This window comes from Paraburkholderia sediminicola (assembly GCF_902859805.1).
In the GTDB taxonomy this organism is placed as follows: domain Bacteria; phylum Pseudomonadota; class Gammaproteobacteria; order Burkholderiales; family Burkholderiaceae; genus Paraburkholderia; species Paraburkholderia sediminicola.
The window spans coordinates 25,663-51,903 of the sequence record NZ_CADIKC010000018.1; the positions used below are offsets into that span (position 1 = coordinate 25,663).

Sequence of the window (26,241 nt, forward strand, 5' to 3'; positions counted from 1 at the left end):
GCTGCACCCCAACGAAGAAGGAAACAACATGCCTCAACTGAAAAACAAGATTGCCGTAGTCACCGGCGGCACCAGCGGCATCGGCCTCGCGACCGCCAGAAGGTTCGTTGAAGAGGGCGCCCACGTGTTTATCGCCGGCCGCCGCCAGGCCGAACTCGACAAGGCCGTCGCGGAGATCGGCGCAAACGTCACCGGCGTAAAGACCGACATCTCCAAGCTCGATGACCTCGACCGTCTCTACGCGACCGTCGCGAAGAAGGGCAAGATCGATGTGATCTTCGCCGGCGCGGCCTTTGTCGAAAAGGCAATGACCCCCGGAGCAACGCCCGAGCATTTCGAAAAGACCTTCAACACTAACGCACGCGGTACTTATTTCACCGTTCAAAAGGCGCTACCCCACTTGAATGATGGGGCTTCCATCATCCTCGTGGCGTCTGCCGGCAAGAACAAAGGCATGCCGGGCCGCAGCACTTACAGCGCCAGCAAAGCGGCGATCCGTTCGTTCGCCCGGGCTTGGACAAACGAACTCAAGGATCGGAAGATCAGGACTAACGTGATAAGCCCCGGCGCCGTTGAAACGCCGATGTTCAACGATCAATACCCCTCGCACGACGCCGCCGCCGAAGCCCGTAAGCAGATCACTACGATGACCCCGCTCAACCGACTCGGCCGACCGGAAGAGATCGCCGCCGCGGCGCTGTTTCTTGCCTCGGATGAAAGCAGTTTCGTCGCCGGCATCGACCTCGCGGTCGATGGCGGGCTAACGGCTGTCTAAACCTGCCGCCGACTGAACAACAAACAGAAGGAGCCGTTATGGCCGACGAAATCAATCGCTGGAAAGTCGGCAACGTCAAGATCACGCGCGTGGTCGAGATGGAGGGAGGATTCACGGAACTGAAGTTCAAGGTACTCGGACGACCATCTCGACCTCAAGTTGATAGTCCGGCGTATACAGCGCCTGCACGCCGATCGTGGTGATGCTCGGCTTGCCGCCGCTGAACGTATCCCGAAGTGCCGTGAGCGCCTGTTGGAAGCGACCGGTCGTCGCGTTAACAACGTAGAGCCGGACCATCACGACATCGTTTGCCGAGGCGCCCAATTCGGTCAGCGCCATCTTGAGGTTAGCTGCGACGATGTGTGCTTGTGAGGTGAGATCCGGCGGCATGTGCTCCCCATTGGGGGCGCCTGCGACCTGGCCTGACAGGAATGCCAAGCGGCCCGGTTCTGCCACGCTGATCTGCGCGAACCCTCCCGCAGACATGTCCCATAGAAAGGAAGGGTTATGATGGGTTACCGGTGCCGCAGCGGCTTTCTGTGGTTCTGATGACATCTTTCTCTCCTGTAAGGGATGTGCCCCGCGACACCGGACGCGGCTGGTAGTAAACGCCGGTCCGGTTCAGTCCAAATAGCTCGCACTGCCGCTTCACAGGCAGCTTCCCACTTCGCTCGATCATCGCTTGCCGCTCGGACCAGGGAATCGCCCGAGCGCGCGATCTAAAAGATCAGGGCCGTACCCGCGTACCGCCTTCAGAGTTGCGACCAACCGCCATCGACTGGAAGTTCCATGCCTGTCGTGAAGGTCGCATCGAACCCGAGGTAGAGGACCGCCTTCGCAATTTCCTCCGACGTGCCGAAGCGCTTCATCGGAATCATGCCGATCGTCTTCTCCCTAACCTGGGCGACCACGGCTTTATCGGGAAACACTTTGTTGAGGATCGGCGTGTCGATGGGGCCGGGCGTCACCGCGTTGACGCGAATTGCGCGAGGAAGCAGCTCGACGGCAAGCGTCCGAGCGAGTGATCGCAGCGCAGCCTTGGCGGCTCCGTAGGTGGCTTGGCCCGGCAGTCCCTTTACGTTGGCGACGGAGGTCGTGAGGACGACGGAGCCTCCCCGATTGATCAGCGACGCGAACTTCTGGACCGCGAAAAAGGGGCCCTTGGCGTTCAGGTTGAACATCTCGTCATAGATGGCTTCCGTCACGCTCCCGAGAGGCGTTGGAATGCTGAACCCGGCGTTGACGAAAAGCAGGTCGATGGTGTCGAACTCGGTCTTCACCTGAGCGGCGAGGGCGTCGATGTCGGTTAGCGACCGCGCGTCGCTCGAAACCACGATCGCGCCGTCCCCAAGCTCTTGCTGCGCCGACTCCAAGCCCTCCTGCGAGCGGCCGGTCACCAGAACGCGCGCGCCCCCGTCGATGAGCATCTTCGCTGTCGCGAGCCCTATGCCGCTCGTGCCGCCGATAATCACCACCTTTTTATCTTGGTACCGGTTCATATGTGTTCTCCTTGAGAGGGTTAGGGTTACTTTGCCGATACTTAGCTACTTTGCACTACTATTCATTTAAAAATACCATATGGCCCGTGGGCGATCATGTAACTACGCAATCTCCCGCTGATTCTGACAACTGCGACCATTTCGCCGCGACCGGCGCACCTTCAGGACACCGCGCGCAAGGATTCCGCGTACGACCAGTTGACGCCAGAGACGTTGACGACGGCCTGCCACGCGGCTTCTTGATTCGCGCCATCGAGGAGGTGTGGGTGTAGCTGCGCCTCAATTGGGCCTGAGAACTTCCCTTGAGCGGAGGCGAAGAATTGCCCTGAGACCTCGGTTCCGAACTTCGAGGCCTGGATATACCGGCCCGCTGCCGTCTCCGGCGTCTGATTCATGCCGGGAATGAGGTTCGCGATCGGGATAAACAGATACTTCACGGCCAGGCTAGCCTGTCGCGAAACGTTGGTCGCAGTCGCCGCACCGGGCGAGACAGCGTACACGGCCATGCCAGAGGGTAGCCGCCGCGCCAACGCTGCGACCCACCAAGCGACGAAGAGCTTCGCGTCGGCATACGCATTGTTAGGCACGTACTTCACGTTCGGCCCGTTGCGAATCAGGGCTTCCATAGCAGCGGTCAGGTCGCTATGGTGGTATTTGGCAGCGAGTGCGTCCACGTCGGTGTACTTGAACATGGGTACGCCCCCTCGGGCAGGCTCCGCGCTGGTGATGACAATCCGCGCGTTGGGGCTCAGCAGGTCGGCGCGGAGCAACCCGACAGTCAATTGATGATGACCGATGAGCGGGGCCTGAGACGCCTCGACGCCCGCCGCAGTGATCACGCGCGCCTTGCCAGGAACCATCCCTGCATTGAGCAGCAGGAAATCGATCGGCCGACCTCGCTTGACGAGTTCGGCGAGCGCGGACTGGACGCTGGCCGGCGTGTCCAACTCCAGCTCCAGCGGCGTGAAGACCTGTCTTTTAGTTTCCGCTGCGAGTTGAGCGGCCGTTTCCTGGGCCCGAGCCAGGCTACGGCCAGTGACGATGATCTCGCGCCAGCCCTCTCCGGCAAGTGTGCGGGCAGCCGCATAACCGAGCCCGGAGGTGGCACCGGTGACGAGCACGATTGAATGTTCCATGGGCGTCTCAGTGGTAAAGGGGAAAGGTCGAGTCGTGAGGCCACGGACGACTTGCTAATTTCGAACCATTCAGTTATATATTGATGCAATGACGAGTGTCAAGGATTTTTGAACCAAATGATTCAAAATGCTGCTAGACCGAGGGGCCGACCGCGCAGCTTCGACGAGACAGGGGCGCTGGAAAAGGCGACTCAGGTGTTCTGGTCGAAAGGCTACGACGGAGTGACGATTGACGATCTCGTCGCCGGGATGGGTGTGGGACGGCCGAGCCTGTATGCCGTCTTTGGGGACAAGCGGGCGATATTCTTGCGGGTCCTTAAGGCGTACGCAGAACGGAAAGGCGCATCAGCCGCGAAGGCACTCCTCTCACCACAGAGTCTTCGCGACTCGATCACGGGCTTTCTGAGGTACGCCGTCGAAAGTGCGACCGAGAAAGGGTCCGCCCGGGGCTGCCTTCTGATTTGCGTCGCGCCGCTTGTGGACGACCCTGAGGTCCGGCAGTTCCTGCAGAACGCGGCCGCTGGTGGCACCGCGCTGGTGGAAGGTCGTTTCCGGGACGCTATCAGCGCGGGAGAAATCCCATCTGACTTTCCCGTCGCCGCGCGCGCAACCCAAGTCACGGATTTAGCGCGTGGGCTAACCATGCGTGCGCAGCTAGGAGTGCCGCGCAAGACGCTCCTCAACGATGCCGAGGAAGCGGCCGACTTGGCGCTCCTGCCGCGACGCGTCTGACGGGTCATTGGAAGAAAATTCATTGAGAGACGATCACGACAACTGACATGAGCGGCGGATCCGGGCGTTTCGTCGTCTGATGAACAAGGTGGCGACGTGGTCAATCGACTCCAAGCGCGCCGATGGGAACACAACAGTTTTTTCACTTACTGCGGCAGTGCGGGACGGATATTTCATTTTCCTTGGCACGTGCTGGTTGCTCGACGCCACTCTTGCTGAAAAATCGCCTTACCTTCAACGACGCATTTTTCATTATTGGTGGCACCCGACAACACAAGACTCCACCGCAATGCATTAGCCGACTGTTCCGCAGTCGCCGCTCGCGCGTGCTCATCTGATGGAAATCGCCGATCTACGGCTCGACCCAATGCCATAGACTGTTGGCTCTGCACCCATCCAGCTCTGCACCAAACGAGAGATGACCGATTCAAGCAACCTTGACGACGAAGCCCGTGCCGAACTGCTCTGCTATCTGGTGGTGGGGCAACTGGTTGCACAAGCGCGGACAGGCGGCTGGCTGCGAACCGACCATGCTGTGGAATTGCTAAACATTTGGCTCAAAGGCAATGGAGCCAGAGCCAACTGGCAGGACCGGCCGTATCTTGGCACCCTATCGGAAAAGGTAGCACTGGACTTTGCCAGGTTGCCGGGGTTCGCGGATTCAGATTCGCTTGCGCAACTCTTCACCGATGGCTGGCGGCTGGACTACCGGTCGTCGATTGTCCGCAGGATCTATGCGGCCTGCGAAGACGAGTTGAGGCCAAACTAGGGACCGTGCAATCTCTGCCGCATTGCCAGAGAGACAACCCCGCAATAGGCCTCAACAGGCCGACGATCGTAAGCGAGCAGAGAGCCGGCCATGAGCCTTCTCCGTTAACGCTTGGCGATATATCGATCAAGTTACTTCGCCTACCTGCGGCGAAATGATTGCTCATGTCTTTACTAAGTTTTGCTAGAAATTGCTCGTGCATACTTCCCTCCCGACGATACGTGAGCGGCAGGTTGTGGTCGCGCTGAACCGGATGATGACCAGCTCAGGATCGACCCACTGCTGCCATTTTCGGTTCTCCGAAACGGACGCTCAGCAGTCAAAAATCACGGCTTCATTTAGCAGGACCACCGACGATCTTCCAGGCCTCTCACTCTTGGCATTAGTCCACGACTTCACGCGCTACGACCTCGATCAATTCAAAATGCAGAGTTACCAATTCGAAATGGTCATGCACCGAATATGAACCTCCCGAAATTCCTCGGCACTGGAGAACGTTTCGCCACGCCAGACCTCCTCCGGAATATCGCCGAATTTGATCTTATACACTTTGTTCGCTTTGATGATGCAGCGAAGCCTTTGCTTCAAATCGTAGACCTCAATGATGCCGCCCGGTGCATACCCTAGCGCGTTGTGAATTTGTTTTGGCTAGCAGTACGTTCCGGCGGCGTTCACCGTCCGGCACTGAACTACCGTGATCGATCTGTAGGAGACAGTCGAACCGGATCGAAAGCGAAAACTCCATACTAAACACCTTGTTTTGACGTTATCGCCGAGACGCTCCTAGCTGGGCATAGGCATATCCGCAAGGTGCTGGAGGCGAGGTTTGCGAATACATGTAAGAGTGCTCGTACATTGTCTTGTAAGCAAAACCCCAAAGCGGCCGTACCAACTCAACCTGAACTCCGTCGCCGGCCGCAGCGTTTCCGATTTCCTTGGTACGACACTGAACTCCGTCGCGTACTTCGACAGTCGCATAAGGCGCAACAACATCGCCCAAAAAAAACATTATTCCTAGTCCTCCAACCGGCAAAATTAAAATGCCGAGGACCACGGGCGTCGTGAATACAATGCCTGTCACGGCTCCAAGAAGTTTTGGGCGGACTAAAAAACTTGCAAATGCAAAATAGATATATCCGGCGATACCTAAAAGCAGCGCACAGAAGTTAAGTGAGCGTAGCTGAAAGGATATTCCTGCAGCCCCGCATACCACCGGCGCGCATGCCAGCAGCACGCAGAACACATATGCCTTACTGCGTGAACGAAGGCACGCCCATAAGACCATGATCATCAAAGCGACTGCTACAGCTCGGCCAAACATAACGAACCCGTTTTTTGGAAGGTCTCGTTGAGTGCGTTCAGCAACTGCTGACTCGCTTACCAAACAGTCTCACTGTCGGCCGATAGCGCTGAAACTTTAGCTTTCCCGCATGTGACGAAATAGACCGACCGCACGGTTCGGATTGTCGGCGATTTACCTGAGATTGTCGAAGGTCCGCAACTGGCCGACCGGCGCCTGATGCGGCAGCCCTTCTGCGTACCGGAGTGACCGGCCGCGGACGTTGGCCAAGCGATAGCGCAGAACAGTCATCTGTTCTATCTGATGCGCTCCCTTTACGGTTGCTTTTACTGATCCGACCGCCACCGTACAGACTTACCGCGTCATCCCATGAGACTGTCTATTTGGACCTGCGTGCATCAACGATGTTGAATCGCCCCCGCAAGGCAGACCTTTGGGAACGCCGGGACGGGTACTGGCACCGCGGTCAGTTACTGTGACCGTGTAGCAACTGCCCGGAACGTATCGCCGGTTCCTCGCGCGCCGTCCGGTGCGAAATGGGGATAAAAATGTCAGCACATACTACGTCCGCCGGTTTATCAGCATACGGTTCTGTCTTGAGACGCGCGGTCGCCTCGGACGAAATGATGGAGCACGCTTTGCCGCAGACCGCTGTCGTTCCTTTCGCTCATTCGCCAAGGGTAGGCGATCCTGTCGGCGCACCGCAGCTGAAGGATCAGATTCTGGCGATGGTGGCCCACGAGCTTCGTGGACCATTGACTCCGCTCGGGCTCGCCACGCAACTCATTCGCCGGGTGTCGACGGATCGGTCGGAGGTGCTTCGGTCGCTTGCCATGATCGACCGGCAAATTACACTCATTGCCCGACTTGCAGACGACCTGATGGACGCTACACGGGTCGGCAGGAGCGCACTTCGCATCAGCAAGGAACGCATCAACGTCGCCACGGTTCTGGCCGCTCCATTGAGCGCGGCTGCACTGGAAGCAGGCAGACGCAACCAGATATTCACCGTGGAAATTTCCGACAGGACAATGGTCATTGACGGCGATCCTGTCCGGCTCGCACAGGCCTTCAACAACGTCCTGCATAACGCGGTGAAATACACACCGGAAAATGGGTGCATTACCGTGCATGTGCTCGCTGACGGGAAGGACCTCGTCGTATCCGTCAGGGACAGTGGTCTGGGCATATCGGGCGAACTTCTGCCACATATCTTCGACCTCTTCGCTCAATCCAGCCGAACAGTTGCGGCAAGCGCCGGCGGCTTGGGGATCGGCCTTGCCGTCGTGAAGGCGGTTGCTGAATCTCATGGCGGCACGGTGTCGGCTACCAGCGCCGGCCCCGGTACCGGTAGCGAATTCACGCTTCGGCTGCCCATCGTGATCGACCGGCGCATCGGTGGCTTATGAGCGTTTCCTGAGACGCGCCTTGGCATTGCCATACGATACCTGCGTCTTGCCGATGACCTGCTCGACGCGCCCCTTCCAAGTGACCGTCCGGTTTCCGATGATCTTGCCGAGGCCGGCACGCAGTTTGCCGGTCATCTCCCGTATCCAGCCCTGCATCTGGTCCTTGTTCATCATTGTGCACCTTGAGCGTTGCTTCGATCGGAACAGCATGATGGCAATCGGTAAAACAATCGGTCCGCCACCGGACAGACACCGCTCGGGAGTTGGCGCACATATGATCTGTTCGATGGAATTCGCCGTACCGATGGCAATCCCTTCGCGAGTCCATCGAACTCCTTTGGAGACCGATCATGAGACTCGTTGCACCTCAATTCCAACCGCGAACTGTATCGGCGTTCGCGATAGCGGTTTTTCTCGCTCTAACGGCGTTCGCTAATCCTGCAGGCGCTACCTCCCCCTCTCAGACTCCACCACGTGCAAGCGTGATGACCGTTGCAACCCAAGACCGGGTCGATACGCGCATCAGTGGACTTCACACGAGACTTCAGATCACCGCGGCGCAGGAAGAACTCTGGCAAAAGGTCGCGCGGGTCATGCGTGACAATGCGGGCACGATGGACTCGCTCAGACAGGCACGGGCCAGTAACGTCAACAGCATGAGCGCGGTCGACGATCTCAAGTCCTATGGCCAGATCGCCGACGCCCATGCGGACGGCATCAGAAAGCTCACTCCTGCGTTTCAGGCACTGTACGACAGCATGTCCGACGTTCAGAAGAAGAATGCCGATCTGATTTTCCAGACTGACCATCGCCACTCCGCCAAGAAAGGGTGATCTCGGGATACCCGCAACGGGAAGCGGGCTGGGGCTTCAGTGAGGCCCCGGATCGCAGACAGGAGCACATCATGAAAATCCAAAGAGTGCGAGCCGCGTGCCTTGGCTCGATGAAGACCAGAATCATGGCTGCAGCTTGCCTGGCATTGGCTGTTGGCGGCATGTCCATGGCACCGGCCTTTGGCGAAGGAAATAGCAACCACGAGGGCCAACAGCAGCATGGCGCAAGTAACAACTATCGGCATAACCAGGAAGGACATCAGTCGGATCACGGCAACCGGCAGGCGTATCAGCATCACGGCGATGACCACCGTCGCGGCGATTATTACGGTAACCAGGACTATGTGTATGCACCGCCCCCCGTGGTCTATGCCCCAGAGTCGGCACCGGGCATAAGCTTGTTTATACCGCTCCAGTTCCGGTAGAGCGAAGGAGCCGCGTATTGCTGATATTCTGGGGCACCATTTAAGTAAAGAGGGAACTTCGATTATCCGAAGCGTGCGCGCCGGCTCAGCCCTTCTTTCAACTCAACGAACCTTCAGCGTGGCCACACGCGAACCACGGCTGACGGCGCGTCAGCGCGCGCAACGACGAGCCATACCCATCGCGCGCGATCAAACTATAATTTGAAGAGGGCTCGGTCAAACTCGGAGTTTAGAGCGTACTGCCATGCCGCAGCGGCTTCGCTAGTTTTTTTGTCTGACGCTTTCGCCAAGCTGCCGTCGAAACTTGACATTGCCCGGAACAAATCGGTGAAGACGTGCAGTTTCTGGGGAGGTGCACGGGGGGCGACACATGCAAAGCCAACCTCGTTTCAAAGAAGATCACCTGCTCGCCGTTCTACCCGAAGCGGAGTTGCTCCGTCTTACCCCGCATCTGGTGCCGGTTGAAATGCCTTTGGGGCACGTCGTGTACGAGTCGGGCGATCACCTTCACGATGTCTATTTTCCGACCACGTCCATCGTCTCGCTGCTGTATGTCATGGAAGACGGGTCGTCAGCCGAAATTGCGATCGTGGGTAACGAAGGACTCATCGGCATTGCGCTTTTTTTTGGGCGGCGAAACCACACCGAGCCGGGCGATCGTGCAAAGCGCAGGGGCGGCGTATCGGCTGGACGCCAGGATTCTGAAGGAGGAATTCCATCGAGCCGGCCCGGTGCAGCGGCTGTTGTTGCGTTATACCCAGGCACTGATTACGCAGATGGCCCAGACCGCCGTTTGCAACCGGCATCATTCGATCGACCAGCAATTATGCCGCTGGCTGCTGCTCAGCATGGACCGCCTGCCGTCGAACGAGTTGAAGATGACGCAGGAGCTAATCGCCAACATGCTTGGCGTGCGGAGATCCGGCGTGACGGAAGCGGCGCTGAAACTGCAGGACGCGGGACTGATTCGCTACAGTCATGGGCACATCGAGGTGCTGGATAGACCGGGGCTAGAGCAACGCGTGTGTGAATGTTATGGCGTGGTGAAACAGGAATTCGACCGGTTGCTGCCTGATCTGGGGGCGCTATAAGAGGCGCATCGTCTGCTTAAAGGCGAACTATCAATGGCCCCGATGTCGTACGGTCTTCCTCAATAATCATCACCTGCCGCTCACGCATCCAGTTTCTCGTGTCGATCACGAGATAGCGAATTCCCCCATGCCTCGTCATCAAAATAAATATTGTCAACGCATCCGATGTCACCATTACGTGCTGCTTGATGGGCGGTTTCGATTCAGTGGAGATGTCCCCCGAACAGTCCAAGCAGCCCGATAACAATCAGATAGATCGCAACGATGTAATTCAACAGGCGAGGCACCACGAGAATCAGAATGCCGGCAATCAGCGATACCAGCGGGCCCGCGTTCGTGAGAATATGCATGCCCTCTCCTTCGGATTGAAGTCGATAATCAGACGCAAACCTGTCCCGCCTGTGTCGCTCGTTATATCGACTTAAGCCTCGTGACCTTCGTGCCTTCGAGCGTCACACCGGCCATCAAGCCACTGTTTGTTAGCACGAACGCTTCGACCGGCGCCGTCGCGGTGGTGGTATCAATGTTGCCGTTCGCGCCGACTTTCAGTATTGCCACTGACGCGTCACCGCCAGCCGACCAGCCTTCGCTGTTACGGAATCGGTTGAGTGCGTCCTCGGTCATGAACAGGAAAATGATTGCTTTCGATTGTGCGCCGATCTGCAAGCCGAACGAACCGGTTGCGGTGCTGTAGTACCCAACCGTGCTGCCGCCGACGCGTAGCGAGCCCTCACCATACTGGCCGCCGACCCAGAAGCCAGCGGCGATGACCGACGGGAACACGAGTACGCCACGTGCTTTGCCTACCAGTTCACGTGAACCGTTGGCAGCGGTGTAAAGGCGTGCAAGAGTCGAGTCGACACCCGCGTCGATGGTGTGACGCTTGTCGGTCTGATGACTACTGGCATCGGATGTTCCGGTCGTCGTGCAACCTGAGACTGCGAGGCCAATAGCCAGGATCGATCCCGGCGTACCCCATATGAATGTTCGTCGTAGCATGATTTCCCCCATGTTGTTCCTGGATATATCTAACGCTACACGCAAGTGGACGGGAATGCGGTACGACAGCGTACAAAATATGCAGCGAACAGTGCACAATGCGGCCATGCCAGCGTGCATGAAGGCGCAATACTCCTGGTGGGAAATTGATGTACCCAAAGATCTGTACGGGAGGTGCGTTTCCGCAAACGCTAAGAGGGTGGACGTGTCACATTGCCTTCAGATCAGGCAGTAGTCTTTCGCACTCTTTCCTGACAACTTCGTAGCATTCACATACGCGTTTTTCGAGCCCGGGTCGATCCAGTACCTCGATATGGCCATAGCTGTAACGGATCAGCCGGGCATCCTGCAGTTTCATCGCCGCTTCTGTCACGCCGGCGCGCCGGACGCCCAGCATGTTGGCAATCAGTTCCTGCGTCATCGTCAATTCGTTCGACGGTAGCCGGTCGATGCTAAGCAGCAACCAACGGCACAACTGCTGGTCAATTGAATGGTGTCGATTGCACACCGCGGTCTGCGCCATCTGTGTGATCAGTGACTGGGTGTAGCGCAGCAGCAGCCGCTGCACGACCCCAGCGCGATGGAATTCGTCCTTCAGGATACGGGCATCCAGTCGGTAGGCTCGTCCTGCGCTTTGCACAACCGCCCGGTTCGGGGTAGTTTCGCCGCCCATGAAGAGCGCAATGCCGATCATCCCTTCGTTACCCACGATTGCAATTTCGGCGGATGCGCCATTCTGCATGACGTACAGCAACGAAACGATGGAGGTCGCCGGAAAATAGACGTGGTCGAGACGGTCGCCAGACTCATAGATGACCTGACCCAGTGGCATATCCACGGGCACCAGATGCGTAGCGAAACGTGCCCAGTCTGCTTCGGGCAACACCCCAAGCAGGTGATTGCCGTTTCGATGATCTTCCTTCAGCATTTGCTACATCTCCGCAGGCAGTCGGGAAACCGTACCGCTTACGCCGCCAGGTTCCGGCGCACGATACATCGATACGGACATTTGTAGCAGCTCGCATGGTAAATCGAGCAGGTAGCCATGAGTTTCTTTCACCTTTGGCCGGTTTCTGCTTCATCAGTTGGCGAAGCGGGTCTACCGAAGCAGGATCCCGCCGAACCTAAATTTAGATCATTCGCGGCAGATTGAGCGCTACACTGACATTCCAGCAGTCTCCAGCGGCGCGCCATGAATGATTCCAATAACAGTTGCACGACACCCCGGCCAGCCACCATCACTCCGCGAATAGTCGCGATCGGCGCGTCAGCCGGCGCCCTTCATGCGCTGAGCGAGTTTTTCAAGGCGGCCTCCGCGATCCCCAACGACGTTGCCTTTGTAATTGTCGTCCATCTGGCTCCCGGCTCCGAGAGCCATCTTCCGGAGTTGCTGGCGAGAAACACACCTTTGACGGTGTCGGTCATCGAGGACGGTGCAATACTGCGCGCGGGGCACGTCTATGTTATTCCACCGAAAGTATCAGTTGCTCTCACGCAGGACACGTTCAGACTACGGGCTGCTGTTGAGCGTCCATCAATTCCCATGCCGATCGACGAGTTCTTCACTTCGCTTGCCGCCCATCAACGCGAGCGCGCCATCGGGATTGTGCTCACGGGGGCGAATGCGGATGGCTCGGCGGGTCTGAGAGCCATCAAGGCCGAGGGCGGTATGGTGATGGCGCAGACGCCTGAAACGGCCCAGCACAGCACAATGCCCGGCCACGCAATCGCAACGGGATTGGTCGACTATGTGTTGCCAGTCGAAAACATGCCGGCAGCACTGTTCGATTACATCGTGCGCTCCAGTGTCGGGACGTCTCCGGCTTCCGCGAATTCCGCGCATCCGGTGGATCTTGAACCGGTGCTTCGAGCGCTTTCTGCTGCCGGGTCCGATTTCAGGGGTTACAAGCGGGGGACGCTGGAGCGTCGCATTACTCGCCGCATGACTGTCAACCGGATTGACAGCCTCGATGCGTATTGCGAGATCCTGAGAACCACGGCCGGGGAAGCGCAGGCCCTGAGCCTCGATATGATGATCGGTGTGACCGAGTTCTTTCGCGATCCCGATGCATGGAACGCACTGTCCGAGCGGGTCCTGATCAGCCTTCTCGAAGAGCCGGACGGCGAGCAGCCCATTCGTGTGTGGGTGCCGGGATGTGCGACAGGAGAAGAGGCCTATTCGATGGCCATGTTACTGACCGAAGAGCTTGAGAAGCGCCGGGTGACGCGACCGTTCATGATCCTCGCCTCTGACGTGAATCGCGTGGCGCTGGGACGCGCACGACAGGGCGTCTATCCACCGGGTGTCGCGTTACCCATCGGCGAAGACCGGCTCGAGCGTTTTTTTCTTGTGCACGCCGATGGATATCAGGTCCGGCAGGAGCTTCGCGAAAAGGTCCTGTTCACCCCTCAGAATCTGATTGCCGATCCTCCGTTCTCCCGCGTAGACCTGATCAGTTGCCGGAACCTGCTCATCTACCTCGAGCCGGAAGCACAGCAACGGGTGTTTGAGCTATTCCACTTCGCGCTCAATCCGAAGCGTTATCTGTTTCTGGGACGATCGGAAAGTACCGATCCCGATTCCACCCAGTTTCAGGAAGTGTCCAGGGCCTGGCGTATCTATCAGCGCAGTCCGGTAGTCGCGCCGACCGTCTCCGGCTACCGGTTTTCCACAAAAACCGTACGCCACGAGGAATTTCCGCCCGCGAGTCGCGTCGGCATTCGCAGTAAGGGTTACGCGGAACTGGTCAACGCCACCCTGCTGGAAGAACACAATGCCGCGTCCGTGCTGATCAACGCTGCTCACCAGGTGCTCTATGTAAGCGGTTCGACCGACGAGTACCTGAGGCAACCTGCGGGCGAACCGACGGGCAACATTCTCGACATGGCGCGCGAGGGTCTGCGTCTCAAGCTACGGATTGTCTTGCGGCGTGCGATTCAGGATCAGGCTGCTTCATCGGTTAGCGAGGTCGTCTCGGACGGCGGCGCACCGGCGGTAAAAATCACGGTGACCCGACCGTTCGACACCGCGCATGCGGGCAAGGCTTTGCTCGTCATCTTCGCCCGGTTGCCAACTGCCAACCGGGCCGCCTTGCTTGCGCCCTCCGGTGCGGATTCTGACCTCTGGCACCTGGAGAGCGAACTTCGCACGACCCAGGTGGAACTTGGCAGCACGATCGAGGAACTGGAAGAGAGCAATAGCGAATTACGGGTATCCAACGAAGAAATTCTCTCGATGAACGAGGAGCTGCGCTCAGCAAACGAAGAGCTCGAGACGTCGAAAGAAGAACTGCAGGCAGTCAATGAACAGTTGAATGCCGTCAATTCTCAGCTTGAGCAGAAGGTCCATCAGATGGAGGTCCTGAATGAGGACGTCACGAACCTGCTTGCCAGCACGGACATCGCGACGCTGCTTCTCGACCAGAATCGCGTGATCAAACGCTTCACGCCCAGCGCGGGGCGGATTTTTGGACTGGCGCCGCCTGACATTGGACGCGTATTCGCAGACGTCCTCGGTAATCCGCTTGGCATCGCCTTGCAGGAAGATGTCGACCGGGTGCTTCTTGGTTTGGATGAGACGGCTGAGAAGGAAATCGAAACCGCGACCGCACAATGGTATGTTCGCCGCGTCACACCGTACATTGCAATTCGCGGAGCCGCGCCCGCCGGCGCCGTGGTGACCTGGACCGAGATCACCCATGTCAAGCTGTCCGACGAACGCGCACGACGTCTCGCTGCCGTGGTTCAGGACTCGAACGACGCCGTAACGGTATTCGACCTCAAAGGCCACTTTATCGCATGGAACAGGGCTGCATACGCGATGTATGGCTATAGCGAGACCGAGGCGCTGCGTATGACCGTTTCCGACATGTTGCCACGCGGCGCCAGGCACGATCATCTCGACTTCATCCGCCACGCTGCCAACAACGAGGCGCTGCATTCCTATGAGACCCAGAGGGTAACGAAAGACGGACGGACGCTCGACATATGGATAACGTTATCGGTTCTGTCGGACGATCTGGGCAGAGGTGCCGCTGTTGCGACAACGGAGCGCGATCTCACCAACCGGAGTGCCAGCAATGCCCAGCTTCGCGAGCGCGCCGAGCGTCTTGCACTGGCCGACCGGCGAAAGAACGAATTTCTGGCAATGCTCGGACATGAACTGCGTAATCCGCTCGCTGCCCTGTGTTCAGCTAGCGATCTGCTTGCCGACGAAACGGTTGCCGCGCCGCAGAAGGCCTGGGCCACCGGTGTCATACAGAGACAGGGGCGCGTGATGACGCAACTGGTCAACGACATGCTTGATCTCACGCGCATCACAAATGGCAGCATCGAGTTGCATTGTCAGACTGTCACGCTGAATACAGTCGTTCGCGGCGCAGTCGAAGTGTGCCAGCCCATGATCGACGAACGCGATCACCGCCTGTCGGTCTCGCTACCCGACGAACCCCTGGAGTTGTATGTCGACCCTGTGCGCCTATCGCAGGTTCTGGAAAATATTATTATCAACGCGGCCAGATACACCGCTCCCGGTGGGGAAATCAGTCTGACAGCGGAAAGAACCGGGCACCGGTTGTCAATCCGTATCAGGGACAACGGAAGAGGGATCCCGTCTTCAATGCTCGGTAGTATTTTTGACATGTTCGTCAGAGGGTCCGGGGCTGACGGACGGGTCCATGGCGGGCTGGGAGTCGGCCTGTCCGTGGTTCGCCGGCTGGTCGAGTTGCACGGTGGCACAGTCAGGGTTAGCAGTGATGGCGAAACCGGTAGCGAGTTCATCGTCGACCTGCCTCTGGACGTGTCGCGTCCCTACGTGGAACCGGTCGACGCTGTGCGGGTATCGACCGGGACATTGTCCAAACGCATACTGATCATTGACGACAACACGGATGCGCGCGAGGCACTCGCTCTGCTTCTGACCTGCGAAGGTCATGTGGTAGCGACACGTGCCGATGGCATCCAGGGACTCGGTGTCGCCGCGACATTCAGACCAGACATCGTCCTTCTGGACATCGGGTTGCCTGGAGCGGACGGGTATGAAGTAGCACGGAAGTTACGGGAGTCTGAAGCGTTGCGAGACACCATACTGATAGCCGTCACGGGCTACGGGCAACCAGGGGATCTACTCCAGTCAGCCGAGGCGGGATTCGACCATCACTTGACCAAGCCGGTGGACCTTCAGGTGTTAATGCGGTTGCTTGCCGAGGGAGGGATCTCGGCAGCAAACCAGTGAAGTCGCTAACCAGATTACACGGATGCCAGCGGGCGACCTCGCTTCGACCGTTCGGTACGGTCGCTTGCGACCGGAAGATCGATGTGTCATCAGCGAACGTCTCGTGCCGGCTCAACAGCGGACGCTCGCCGATCTTCCGCGAGTGGCACGAGTGGGTCGAACTGAGCCCGACGACGACCGGCTCTCGTCGACCCACAACTGCCGTTCTGAGTTTTCACACCGCCACGACCGCTTCCGGAGTGCAGCGGACGCTCGCCTCGCTGGTTTGCTCGGTGAGTTATCCGCCATTGAGGCGGCCTGGGTTCTTCGTCAGCAATGTGGCGGATTGCTGACTGCTGCGGCATCGAGCAGCCCGACCGGTGCTTGATGCATTGACAAACTCGTCGACTCGGAGCCCCCGTTTCAATGACTTCGTAATGCGGCGCAAAGCGGCACCACAGCTGCAATTCTTTTCTTTGCTCCCCATCCAGCTCCTTCATGAAACTGAATTTGCACTGAGGCGCACTCACGCCATTTCTATAGTGCTTTCAAAGCGGGTAACAGCCGGTCGAACTCGCGCTTCACTACGCCGTAGCATTCGCACACTCGTGTTTCAAGTCCCGGTCTGTCCAGTACCTCGATGTGCCCGTGGCTGTAGCGAATCAGACCTGCATCCTGCAATTTCAACGCGGCCTCAGTGACACCGGATCGGCGCACGCCCAGCATATTGGCGATCAGTTCCTGCGTCATCTTCAGTTCGTTCGAAGAGAGACGGTCGATACTTAGCAACAGCCACCTGCACAACTGCTGGTCGATTGAATGATGTCGGTTACACACAGCAGTCTGCGCCATCTGGGTGATCAGCGCCTGCGTATAGCGGAGCAAAAGGCGCTGAACAGGACCGGCACGATGAAATTCTGCTTTCAGGATTTGAGCGTCCAGCCGGTACGCGTTGCCCGCGCTTTGTACGACCGCCCGGCTGGGCGTGGTCTCGCCCCCCATGAAAAGCGCGATGCCGATGAGCCCTTCGTTGCCGACGATCGCGATTTCGGCGGACGCACCGTCCTCCATCACATACAGCAGCGACACGATGCAGGTGGTCGGGAAATAGACGTAGTTGAGGCGATCGCCGGATTCGTAGACGACTTTGCCGAGCGGCATATCCACGGCCTCCAGATGTGGAAACACACGCCCCCACTCCAGGTCTGGCAACACCGCCAGCAGATGGTTTTCGTGTTGACGATGATCTTGAGACATTGCGCACTCTCCGCAGTTCGCCCGGAACCACGCCACTTTCGCCGACGATTCCCTGACCGGTAAGTATGGATAGGAGGAAAAATGCTCCGACACCTTTGCGGACCCTGCCGCAGCGCGTCACCATGCGGCAATCGTCGCGCCAATCAACATCTGGCCGTTACACAGCAGATTATAAGTCACGCCGAAATTACGGCGCCGATCCGCGCCCTGGCATGACTATGCGTTGCGGCACACCTGTCCACGCGCATTGCACGAACGCCGACAATCAAATTGGCAAGAACGACCAAGTTGCGCAAAACACCGTGACGTTAAATCTAGTCTGATGATTGCGACAAGCGTCGGAGAACTGGAGGCTGCCTGCTATCAAAAAAAGTCCGTGGAGATCAGGGCGGATTGTGCGTTTGAACATAGACAGGTCTTTGTACGTTGTCGTACCGCTTTCTCTCTCAGTGAGCGTATCGTGTCTCATATCGCCGACCAGCGGGGAGAAAGTCATGCTTAGACGAGTTTTTTACGGCAAGCACGGGTATTGACCGGATGTCGGCGCCGACAGACGAGTCGTAGCGGATTAATAGCAATGCTGATGGTTTTCGATGAACCGCAAGCTTTACCGGCAGCGACGATGGCCAGTGTGGCTGTCGTTTAATCAAACGGGCGACGCTATGGCAGACAGAATCATCTCAAGCAAGACACACGACGCTTACATGACCGTCAGAAACCATATTGCCGATGGTTGGATAGCGAGCGTGTGTGTCGTTCCGAAAGGCGCAGCAAAGAACAATGACCTCATCGTCAAACTCGACACTTTCTTTGAATGTGAAGATGTCGCATGGAAATCGGCTGAGACGCTTGCACGTGCCGAGCTCAACAATCTGAAATAGCGCGGGGCCGCACGTCCAAATCTTACCGTGAGCGGTCGCAATAGTTCGCCTACTTCCTATCGTTTCAAGGATCAATCGCATGACTCCCTATGACGTCGTAATCGCGGTCTTCGATGACCACCACAAAGCCGATGCTGCCGTGCGCAAGCTGATAGACGGCGGCTTCGATATGAAAAATTTCAGTGTGGTCGGCAAGGGCTATCACACCGAGGAAAAGATCGTCGGTCTCTACACGATCGGGGACCGTATGAAGATGTGGGGCAAGTTCGGCGCGTTCTGGGGCGGCCTGTGGGGTCTGCTGATGGGCGGCGTGTTTCTGACGATTCCGGTGCTCGGCCCGATCGTGGTGCTGGGCCATCTCGCTGTTGTTATCGTGTCGGCGGTCGAAGGGGCTGTTGTTGTCGGCACCCTCAGTGCTTTAGGCGCAACACTCGTCAATGCGGGACTGCCGAAGGAAAGCGTGGTCCACTACGAGGCCGCCATCAAAGCCGAAGGATTCATCGTGATGGCCCACGGTACGCCGGATGACATGGCGCGCGCAAAAGCCGTTCTCGTGACCCATCAACCGGCCCGTCTCGATTCGCACGAAGGCGTCACGCCCACCGAGCCTGCCACACCCGAAACTGCCTGAGGGGCCGGTACGGCCTCGCCAGCCATCAGGAGCACCCCTTTCATGGATACACTCACCCGCGATCCGGTCAAGCAGCCGACTCGCCCAAAGCTTTTGCAGGTGATGGGCCCCGGACTCATCACCGGCGCTTCGGACGACGATCCGAGCGGAATCGCGACGTATTCGCAGGTCGGCGCGCAATTCGGCTATGGCCTCGCATGGACACTCCTGTTCAGCTATCCGTTGATGGCCGCGATCCAGGAAATCAGCGCACGCATCGGGCGGGTGACTGGCAGCGGCATCGCAGGCAATCTGCGTGAGCACTATCCGCGCTGGCTTTCGACAAGCGTAGTCGGATTGCTGCTCGTCGCGAACATCATCAACCTGGGTGCGGACCTCGGCGCGATGGGCGCAGCGCTCAAGCTGCTGATCTCGGGTCCCGCACTACTCTATGTGTGCGGATTCGGGCTGCTGTCAGTGGTGCTGGAAGTGTTCACGCGCTATGCACGTTATGTCTCGGTGCTCAAATGGCTGTGCCTGTCGCTGTTCAGCTATGTGATCTGCGCCTTTGTTGTCAAAGTTCCGTGGGATCAGGTGGGCTGGGCTGTCTTGCTGCCGCCGCTATCCATCAAGCCGGATTACCTCGTCGCCATCGTCGCGGTCATGGGTACGACAATCAGCCCCTATCTGTTTTTCTGGCAGGCAGAGCAGGAAGTCGAAGACGAAAAGGAACGACCCGGCGCACATCCGTTGACCCACGCGCCATGGGAAGCGCCCGCGGAATTCACGCGGATCCGCGTCGATACGTACCTCGGCATGGCACTCTCGAACGTGATCGCGTTCTTCATCGTCGTGACGACGGCGACGACCTTGCATGCACACGGACTCGTCGATATTCAAACCTCGGCGCAGGCCGCGGAAGCGCTGCGTGCGATTGCAGGTCCATTTACGTTCGTTGTGTTTGCCGCCGGCATTATCGGCACCGGTTTGCTGACACTGCCCGTGCTGGCCGGCTCGGGTGCATATGCGGTGGGCGAATTATTCGCATGGCGCGTGGGCCTTGCGCGCCTGCCGTCGCAGGCGAAGGCGTTCTATGGCGTGATCGCCATGGCGATGGCAATCGGTGCCGGCCTGAACTTCACATCGATCGATCCGGTCAAGGCACTCTACTGGAGCGCAGTCCTCAACGGTATCGTCGCGGTACCCGTGATGATCGTCATGATGCATCTCTCGATGCGTACCCGCATCATGTCCGGCTTCACGCTGCCGCCAGCACTACGTGTCCTCGGCTGGGTTGCTACCGGCGCGATGGCGGCAACAGTCTTGGCAATGGGTGTCACCTGGCTCGCGTGAGGGCGCTGCGCTATCGGCTTAGATACCGCGCTCGCAAGGTTTCGATTTCATCAAGCAGATCAAGTGCGAGCGCGATGCCGGCAGCGTTGATCTCGAGATCCTGCGCGAGATGGCGAGCCTTGCGCGCACGGCGCAATGAGACGCCGTCGAAGTGTGGGCCATCGTCCTCGCTGACGTATTTCGGCTCAATTGCGCCTTGCTCGATCCATTCAACGAGCTGGACTTCAGAAGCGCCGGACACCCGGCACAATTCGAGTAGCGTAAATTCCACCTGCTCCTCGACGATCAGGCATTCGAGCCAGCCAGTGCGCGATTCGTTCATGATGCATCACCTGAAAAGTGCGCGCGCGGGTTGAAGTCACACGCCTGTCGTAGTGTCTCGTAAGCTGCGCGTGCCTGCTCGCTGTCAGCCGGCGGCAGAACGAGGTTCAATTGTGCATAGAGATCTCCCGGTGTACCGGTCGGACCGCTCGCGGGGATTCCCTTGCCTTTCAAGCGTAAGCGTCGGCCTCCGCTGGAATCTTTGGGTATGGCTATTTCGACGGCGCCGTCGGGCGTCGGCACGGTAATACGGGCGCCAAGTGCCGCTTCCCAAGGGGCTACCGGCACGACGATCGTCACATCGCGGCCGTCGACGCTGAAAAGTCCGTGCTGGCGCAACGCGATTTCAAGGTACAGGTCTCCAGCGCGCCCCTCTCCGAAACCCCTCCCCCCTTGGCCGGCGAGTCGCAAATGCTGCCCACTGTGCACGCCCTTCGGAATGGAGACGTCAAGCGTCCGCGACTTCAGCACGGCACGGCCGCTCGCATCCAGTACTGGCATCTCCAGCGAAATCGTGCGCTGCGCCCCACGATAGGTATCTTCCAGATCGATCACCACTTTGGCATGGTGGTCCTGCCCCGAAGCCGAGTGCGGCACACCGCCATAGGCGTCCTCCATGTCTTGCGCGTTTGCGCGATCATGTCTGCCGCCGGCAGCGTGCCGCCCGCGTCTTGTCGAGGCGCGACCACCACCGGCATGTTCACCGCGAAACAGTGCCTCGAAGAATTCGCTGAAGCGTGCATCCTCGGCTCCGCGGTCTTCCCCGCCGCTGAATTCGAAGCCCTCGTCCCACTGCGGCGGCGGCTCGAAGTCCTGACCATTGCGCCACTGGTCGCCCATCCGGTCGTAGGCCGCGCGCTTTTCCGTGTCTTTGAGCACGCCGTACGCCTCGCCGACCTCCTTGAAGCGCGGCTCCGCGTCGTCGAGTTTGCTCAGGTCCGGGTGATATTTGCGAGCGAGCTTGCGATACGTACGCTTGATATCGTCCTGTGTCGCGCTGCGCGGCAATCCCAGCACTTCGTAATAGTCTTTGTATTTCATATCGAAGGCCTATGAGAGAGGCCGCGCGCGCACCTATTTCAGCGGTATCGTGGCGGGACGAACAGACGGTGCGTCATGAACGGTCGCCCAGTCGCTGCGGCGCACGTGGTGGATGATCAGCGGAATGCCCGCGAACACGACAATGCCGAGGACAACCAGTCCCGTGTAAAACCAGGGCGAGCCGACCGGCAACTGGTCTGGCGGGAAGAACGACACGACGAAACTGAACAGCACTCCGATAAAACCAATGCCGGCCGTCAACCACATACCGCCTAAGCCACCAGGCACCGTGAATGGTCGTGGCAAATTAGGTGCGGAATAGCGCAACTTGATCGCCGCCGCATACATGAACATGTAGGCGATCAGGTAAAGCGCGATCGTCATCGCGGAGATCAGAAAGAACGCGACCGATACATCCCGGATCACGAAGTAGAAGCACGAAATGACGGTCACGATCAGACCTTGCACTAACAGAATATGAGTGGGCATTCCCTTGCGATTCTTCGCCTGAAGGATCGGCGGTAACTCGCCCTCATGTGCGGTCTCGAGCAAGCCGCGCGATGGACTGCCGAGCCACGCTAGCACACCACTGATTGCACCTACGCCGACCAGCAACGACAATGCGGCTACAGCCCAGCCCATATGCCAGATGTCCGCCAACACGGCACCGAATGCGTCGAACACGCCGGATTGCAGCGAGATCTTCTCGTACGGCAAGATTGCCGCGATCGGCAAGGCGCCGAGAGCGAAGATCAGCACCGAAATCAGCGCACCCAGTCCGATGGCCGCCGGATAACCGCGACTCGGGCTGCGCATGTCGATCACATGAACCGCTTGGACCTCGACACCGGCAAACAGCAAGACGATGCCGGCAAGAAACGAGATCGTGCCAAAGCCGTGAATCGCGGGCCAGAAGCGGGCATGGCCATCCTGAGACAGTGCGGCATCGTTCAGGTGTTGCCAGCCGAGCGGGTGGCCACTGCTGATCCAGTAGCCGAGTAGCGCGAGCAGCACGATGCCCGGCACGATGGTGCCAATCACGAAGGTCCAGTTGGCGATCCTCGCAAAAACTTCAACGCCTTGCAGCACAACCCACGTCGCGAGCCAGTACGCGACGATGCAGAATATCCCGACGTAAACGCCGTTCTTCGCCAGCTCCGGCCGGCCGATCGTGTACGCGAGCGCCGCCGCGCCGAAGGTCAGCGCGACCGGAAACCATACGACGTTCTGAATCCATTGAAGCCAGATCGCGAGAAAGCCCCAACGTGTGCCGAATGCTTCTGCAACCCACGTGTAAATCCCGCCGCGCCGGTCAGCAAACGCGCCGCCCAGTTCAGCCGAAATCAGCGACGCGGGGATCAGATAGAAAACGACGGTAAAGGCGAGATAGACGAACATCGTCATCTCCTCCTTCGCCAGCAACGGAAGTCCGCGCAAACTGGTGACAACCGCGGCGGCCGTCATCAGGCCTATCGATGTGACGCTCAGGTATTTGCCACGCTTTGCGGCATCCACGGTGGGTAACGCGGCCGCGGTAGTAACGGTGTTATCCATTTCGTGCGCTCCTGCGAAGAGGCGACATCAATCGTGATGAAAGGTAGGGCCGGCGGTCGAATGCAGCACCGGATTTTTTGTCAGATGCGAGACGGCGTGCCCGATGTCCTCGAGCAGCATCGTCGCCATGTCGCGGGTCACGCCACGCCGGATCAACACGCGTTGCACGATGGTGTCCTCGCGCCCTGCTGGCAGCTCGTACGAGGCGATCTGCCAGCCGCGCATGCGGACCTGGTCGGACAGATCGAATAGCGTAAAACCCGCTGTTTCGGGATGCTTCAGTTTGTAGCAAACGGCCGGCAACGCGCCGCGCCCGTCGTAGATCATCTCAAGTGCGTCGATTTTCGCCAGACCGTCGGCCAGCGCCTGCGCGGTGTCGGCGCACTCCTGCTGGATGTGCCGATAGCCCTCGCGACCCAGACGCAGCAGCATGTAGTACTGCGCGATGATCTGTCCGGCCGGCCGGGAGAAATTCAGTGCAAACGTCGGCATGTCGCCGCCCAGATAGTCGACCCGGAAAATCAGTTCGTCGGGCAGGTCCTGAGTGCTGCGCCAGACGACCCAGCCGACCCCAAGCGGCGCGAGTCCGTATTTATGGCCCGACGCATTGATCGATTTGACGCGCGATACGCTGAAGTCCCATTCAAGGTCCGGCTGAATGAACGGTGCGACGAAGCCGCCACTGGCAGCATCGACGTGAATCGGGATATCGAGCCCGACATTGGCTTGCAAGGCGTCGAGCGCGCCCGCCAGCGCCTTCACCGGTTCATAGACACAGGTGAACGTGATGCCGAGTGTGGCCACGACGCCGATTGTGTTCTCGTCGCAATACTGGGCCAGATCTTCCGGCCGTAGTCCGGTCGCGTCGCCGCTGAGCGGCACCTGCCGCATCTCAACGTCGAAGTACCTCGCGAATTTCGCCCAGCACACCTGCACCGGTCCGCAGACGAAGTTCGGCTTGTCGGTCGGTTTGCCTTGCGCCTGCCTGCGCTTTTTCCACTGCCACTTGAGCGCGAGACCACCGAGCATGCACGCCTCGCTCGACCCCGTCGTCGAACAGCCGGTGGTCTTCCACGACTTCGTGGCATGCCACAGATCGGCGAGCATATGCACGCAGCGCATTTCGATCTCGGCAGTTTGCGGATATTCGTCCTTGTCGATCATGTTCTTGTCGATCGACAGATCCATCAGGCGCCGAACTTCGTCGTCGGCGTAAGTGGTGCAAAACGTCGCGACGTTCTGCCGTGAGTTGCCATCCATGAATAATTCGTCGCGCACCAGATCGAATACGGCTCGGCGGTCGGACGATGTTTCCGGAATCCGGTACTTCGGGAGCGACGAACCGGAGATCATCGCGGCGTATTCATCAGCGACGGCATCGGGCGTGGGTGGCGGGGACTTGAGAAAGGTCATGAGGCGAGTTTCCTGACTTGAATTGAGCATGGCAGGTTCGTGAACAAACACCTGGGCGAACGGAATGGCGACGTCAGGTAGACGGGAGAGCTTCCACTGCCACGGTGCGCGCAGGACCAATCGAAGTCGGTACGGTGCCGTACCGCACTGCGGCATCCCGATGCGATCTGTTCGTTGCATTACAACGCTATTACGCGCAAGGTGATGTTATTTACTGAACTGGTTCCAATCGGTCAGCACGTGGAGTTGGCCAAACCGGGGCATGCTGACGTTGCCGCTGTGATGTATGAGAGGCCGCGCTCGAGCGGCAACACTATCGTCGCGGCGACCGGCTATGCAGAGATGATCACCTTCAGCGCGTGCGTGTCCGCGGCACGCTCGAAGGTCTCATAAGCGTCGAGAATCTGATCGAGCCTGAAGCGGTGCGTAATCAGAAGGCTGGCGTCGAGCTTGCGGGCGCGCAACGTATCCATCAGCATCGGTGTACTGACGGTATCGACCAGCCGCGTGGTGATGGTGATGTTTCGGTCCCACAGATGCTCCAGATGAAGATCGACCTTCACGCCATGTACGCCGACGTTCGCAATCGTCCCGCCCGGCGCGATGATAGCCTCGCACAATTCAAAGGTAGCCGGAATGCCGACCGCCTCTATTGCGGTATCGACGCCGCGGTCGGCCGTGAGTTTCATGATCGCCTTCACCGCATTGCCATCCGCGTTGTTGATCACCGCGGTCGCACCGAAGCGCTTTGCGGTCTCAAGCCGGTTATCGTCCAGATCGATCATGATGATTTCGGCGGGAGAATAGAAACGGGCTGTGAGCAATGCCGCAAGCCCGATCGGCCCGCTGCCGACAATAGCCACGATGCTACCGGGCTGCACCCTCCCATTGAGCACACCGCACTCGAAGCCCGTCGGCAGGATATCGCTCAGCATCACCAGCGCTTCTTCGTCGGCGCCGTCGGGAATCCGGTAAAGACTGGTATCCGCGTGCGGAATCCGCACGAACTCGGCCTGTGTGCCGTCGATCCTGTTGCCAAGAATCCAGCCGCCGCTGACACAATGGGAATACATGAGTTTGCGGCAGTACATGCATTTACCGCACGCGCTGATGCAAGAAATCAGGACGCGTTCGCCTGGCTTGAACGCCGTGACGCCTGCGCCGACCTGCTCGATTACGCCGGTACCTTCATGGCCGAGCACGCGGCCGGGCTGACAGGTCGCGACGTCGCCCTTGAGAATGTGCAGGTCCGTGCCGCAAATTGTCGTCTTGCTGATCTTGACGATGGCGTCGGTGGACGCCTCGATCTCGGGTTTGGGCCGTTCTTCAACAGCCTTCTTGCCAGCACCAAGATAAACGAATGCTTTCATTGTCGGTAACTCCGGTTGCATTGGATCGGCCCGTACGCAGTGGTTCATGTCTGTTCGGGCGGTTGAACTGACGCGCGACTGTCGTCGCTTGAACCCACTCTGCCGTGTCACCCGGAGAAAGTCGGTACGGTGGCAGACCGCATGGCGGCCGACCGAGCGCGTTGCTCCGACCGCGTACGGCACCGTACCGACATCGCGCCAGGTCGCGAGCAACGTGTTTTTAAGCGCTCAGGGGCAGGCAACGTGACGCCACCCGCAAGC

General features: G+C 58.8%; 23 protein-coding genes and 1 pseudogene. 11 read left to right on the forward strand and 13 right to left on the reverse strand.

What is annotated here, in order from left to right; genetic code table 11:
- Positions 1–28: 28 nt before the first annotated feature.
- Positions 29–775, forward strand: coding sequence for an SDR family NAD(P)-dependent oxidoreductase (locus R8871_RS35825; RefSeq protein ID WP_175054698.1), 747 nt, complete (start codon positions 29–31; stop codon positions 773–775).
- Positions 776–901: 126 nt separating this feature from the next.
- Here the strand turns inward: R8871_RS35825 and R8871_RS35830 are convergent, their stop codons facing one another.
- The 3 genes from R8871_RS35830 to R8871_RS35840 all read right to left on the reverse strand — a co-directional run bounded on the left by R8871_RS35830 (position 902) and on the right by R8871_RS35840 (position 3,410).
- Positions 902–1,330 (reverse strand): RidA family protein, encoded by a 429-nt coding sequence (locus R8871_RS35830; RefSeq protein WP_175054640.1) that lies wholly within the window; start codon positions 1,328–1,330, stop codon positions 902–904.
- A 197-nt stretch (positions 1,331–1,527) separates the two neighbouring features.
- The gene (locus R8871_RS35835; protein WP_175054641.1) at positions 1,528–2,274 is read right to left on the reverse strand and encodes an SDR family oxidoreductase; all 747 of its coding nucleotides are present in this window, start codon (positions 2,272–2,274) and stop codon (positions 1,528–1,530) included.
- Positions 2,275–2,435: 161 nt separating this feature from the next.
- Complete coding sequence (locus R8871_RS35840; RefSeq protein WP_175054642.1) at positions 2,436–3,410, reverse strand: SDR family NAD(P)-dependent oxidoreductase; 975 nt, start codon at positions 3,408–3,410, stop codon at positions 2,436–2,438.
- 117 nt (positions 3,411–3,527) lie between these two features.
- Here R8871_RS35840 and R8871_RS35845 point away from each other — a divergent pair, with 117 nt between their 5' ends.
- The 3 genes from R8871_RS35845 (at position 3,528) to R8871_RS35860 (ending at position 7,620) form a co-directional block, all read left to right on the forward strand.
- Complete coding sequence (locus R8871_RS35845) at positions 3,528–4,142, forward strand: TetR/AcrR family transcriptional regulator (RefSeq protein ID WP_175054643.1); 615 nt, start codon at positions 3,528–3,530, stop codon at positions 4,140–4,142.
- Between the two features lie 418 nt (positions 4,143–4,560).
- Entirely contained in the window at positions 4,561–4,911 is a 351-nt protein-coding gene (locus R8871_RS35850; protein ID WP_175054644.1) for a hypothetical protein, read from the forward strand.
- A gap of 1,848 nt (positions 4,912–6,759) precedes the next feature.
- Entirely contained in the window at positions 6,760–7,620 is an 861-nt protein-coding gene (locus R8871_RS35860; protein WP_175054645.1) for a sensor histidine kinase, read from the forward strand.
- Here the strand turns inward: R8871_RS35860 and R8871_RS35865 are convergent.
- Positions 7,615–7,794 carry a CsbD family protein gene (locus tag R8871_RS35865; RefSeq protein WP_175054646.1) on the reverse strand — a complete coding sequence of 60 codons (180 nt, stop codon included), beginning with the start codon at positions 7,792–7,794 and terminating at the stop codon, positions 7,615–7,617. The two genes, R8871_RS35860 and R8871_RS35865, sit on opposite strands and share 6 nt — an antisense overlap.
- Positions 7,795–8,105: 311 nt before the next feature.
- Here R8871_RS35865 and R8871_RS35870 point away from each other — a divergent pair, with 311 nt between their 5' ends.
- The 3 genes and pseudogenes from R8871_RS35870 to R8871_RS35880 all read left to right on the forward strand — a co-directional run bounded on the left by R8871_RS35870 (position 8,106) and on the right by R8871_RS35880 (position 9,969).
- A complete protein-coding gene (locus R8871_RS35870) occupies positions 8,106–8,453 on the forward strand; it encodes a Spy/CpxP family protein refolding chaperone (protein WP_175054647.1) in 348 nt (115 codons plus the stop codon).
- Between the two features lie 71 nt (positions 8,454–8,524).
- Positions 8,525–8,878 (forward strand): hypothetical protein, encoded by a 354-nt coding sequence (locus R8871_RS35875; protein ID WP_175054648.1) that lies wholly within the window; start codon positions 8,525–8,527, stop codon positions 8,876–8,878.
- Between the two features lie 370 nt (positions 8,879–9,248).
- Positions 9,249–9,969: pseudogene (locus R8871_RS35880) on the forward strand (Crp/Fnr family transcriptional regulator).
- A 203-nt stretch (positions 9,970–10,172) separates the two neighbouring features.
- Here the strand turns inward: R8871_RS35880 and R8871_RS35885 are convergent.
- From R8871_RS35885 to R8871_RS35895, 3 genes are all read right to left on the reverse strand, one after another.
- Entirely contained in the window at positions 10,173–10,319 is a 147-nt protein-coding gene (locus R8871_RS35885; RefSeq protein ID WP_115102851.1) for a DUF3096 domain-containing protein, read from the reverse strand.
- 61 nt (positions 10,320–10,380) lie between these two features.
- Positions 10,381–10,968, reverse strand: coding sequence for a BPSL1445 family SYLF domain-containing lipoprotein (locus R8871_RS35890; protein ID WP_175054649.1), 588 nt, complete (start codon positions 10,966–10,968; stop codon positions 10,381–10,383).
- Positions 10,969–11,176: 208 nt separating this feature from the next.
- Complete coding sequence (locus R8871_RS35895) at positions 11,177–11,896, reverse strand: Crp/Fnr family transcriptional regulator (RefSeq protein WP_175054650.1); 720 nt, start codon at positions 11,894–11,896, stop codon at positions 11,177–11,179.
- A 264-nt stretch (positions 11,897–12,160) separates the two neighbouring features.
- Between R8871_RS35895 and R8871_RS35900 the strand changes: the two genes are divergently transcribed.
- Positions 12,161–16,201: a chemotaxis protein CheB gene (locus R8871_RS35900; protein ID WP_175054651.1), complete on the forward strand. Its 4,041-nt coding sequence runs from the start codon at positions 12,161–12,163 to the stop codon at positions 16,199–16,201.
- A 516-nt stretch (positions 16,202–16,717) separates the two neighbouring features.
- On the opposite strand, the gene R8871_RS35905 is transcribed toward R8871_RS35900, so the two are convergent.
- A complete protein-coding gene (locus R8871_RS35905; protein ID WP_175054652.1) occupies positions 16,718–17,437 on the reverse strand; it encodes a Crp/Fnr family transcriptional regulator in 720 nt (239 codons plus the stop codon).
- Between the two features lie 593 nt (positions 17,438–18,030).
- Here R8871_RS35905 and R8871_RS35910 point away from each other — a divergent pair.
- The 3 genes from R8871_RS35910 (at position 18,031) to R8871_RS35920 (ending at position 20,281) form a co-directional block, all read left to right on the forward strand.
- Positions 18,031–18,318, forward strand: coding sequence for a hypothetical protein (locus R8871_RS35910; RefSeq protein WP_175054653.1), 288 nt, complete (start codon positions 18,031–18,033; stop codon positions 18,316–18,318).
- A 79-nt stretch (positions 18,319–18,397) separates the two neighbouring features.
- Positions 18,398–18,949 (forward strand): general stress protein, encoded by a 552-nt coding sequence (locus R8871_RS35915; protein WP_175054654.1) that lies wholly within the window; start codon positions 18,398–18,400, stop codon positions 18,947–18,949.
- A gap of 42 nt (positions 18,950–18,991) precedes the next feature.
- Entirely contained in the window at positions 18,992–20,281 is a 1,290-nt protein-coding gene (locus tag R8871_RS35920; protein WP_175054655.1) for an NRAMP family divalent metal transporter, read from the forward strand.
- Between the two features lie 10 nt (positions 20,282–20,291).
- Here the strand turns inward: R8871_RS35920 and R8871_RS35925 are convergent, their stop codons facing one another.
- From R8871_RS35925 to R8871_RS35945, 5 genes are all read right to left on the reverse strand, one after another.
- A complete protein-coding gene (locus R8871_RS35925; protein WP_175054656.1) occupies positions 20,292–20,603 on the reverse strand; it encodes a chaperone modulator CbpM in 312 nt (103 codons plus the stop codon).
- A complete protein-coding gene (locus R8871_RS35930) occupies positions 20,600–21,643 on the reverse strand; it encodes a DnaJ C-terminal domain-containing protein (RefSeq protein WP_175054657.1) in 1,044 nt (347 codons plus the stop codon). Before R8871_RS35930 ends, R8871_RS35925 begins: the two co-directional genes overlap by 4 nt.
- 33 nt (positions 21,644–21,676) lie before the next feature.
- Entirely contained in the window at positions 21,677–23,197 is a 1,521-nt protein-coding gene (locus tag R8871_RS35935; RefSeq protein WP_175054658.1) for an amino acid permease, read from the reverse strand.
- Positions 23,198–23,224: 27 nt separating this feature from the next.
- A complete protein-coding gene (locus tag R8871_RS35940; protein WP_175054659.1) occupies positions 23,225–24,610 on the reverse strand; it encodes a glutamate decarboxylase in 1,386 nt (461 codons plus the stop codon).
- Between the two features lie 332 nt (positions 24,611–24,942).
- Positions 24,943–25,980 (reverse strand): zinc-dependent alcohol dehydrogenase family protein, encoded by a 1,038-nt coding sequence (locus R8871_RS35945; RefSeq protein WP_175054660.1) that lies wholly within the window; start codon positions 25,978–25,980, stop codon positions 24,943–24,945.
- Between the last annotated feature and the right edge of the window lie 261 nt (positions 25,981–26,241).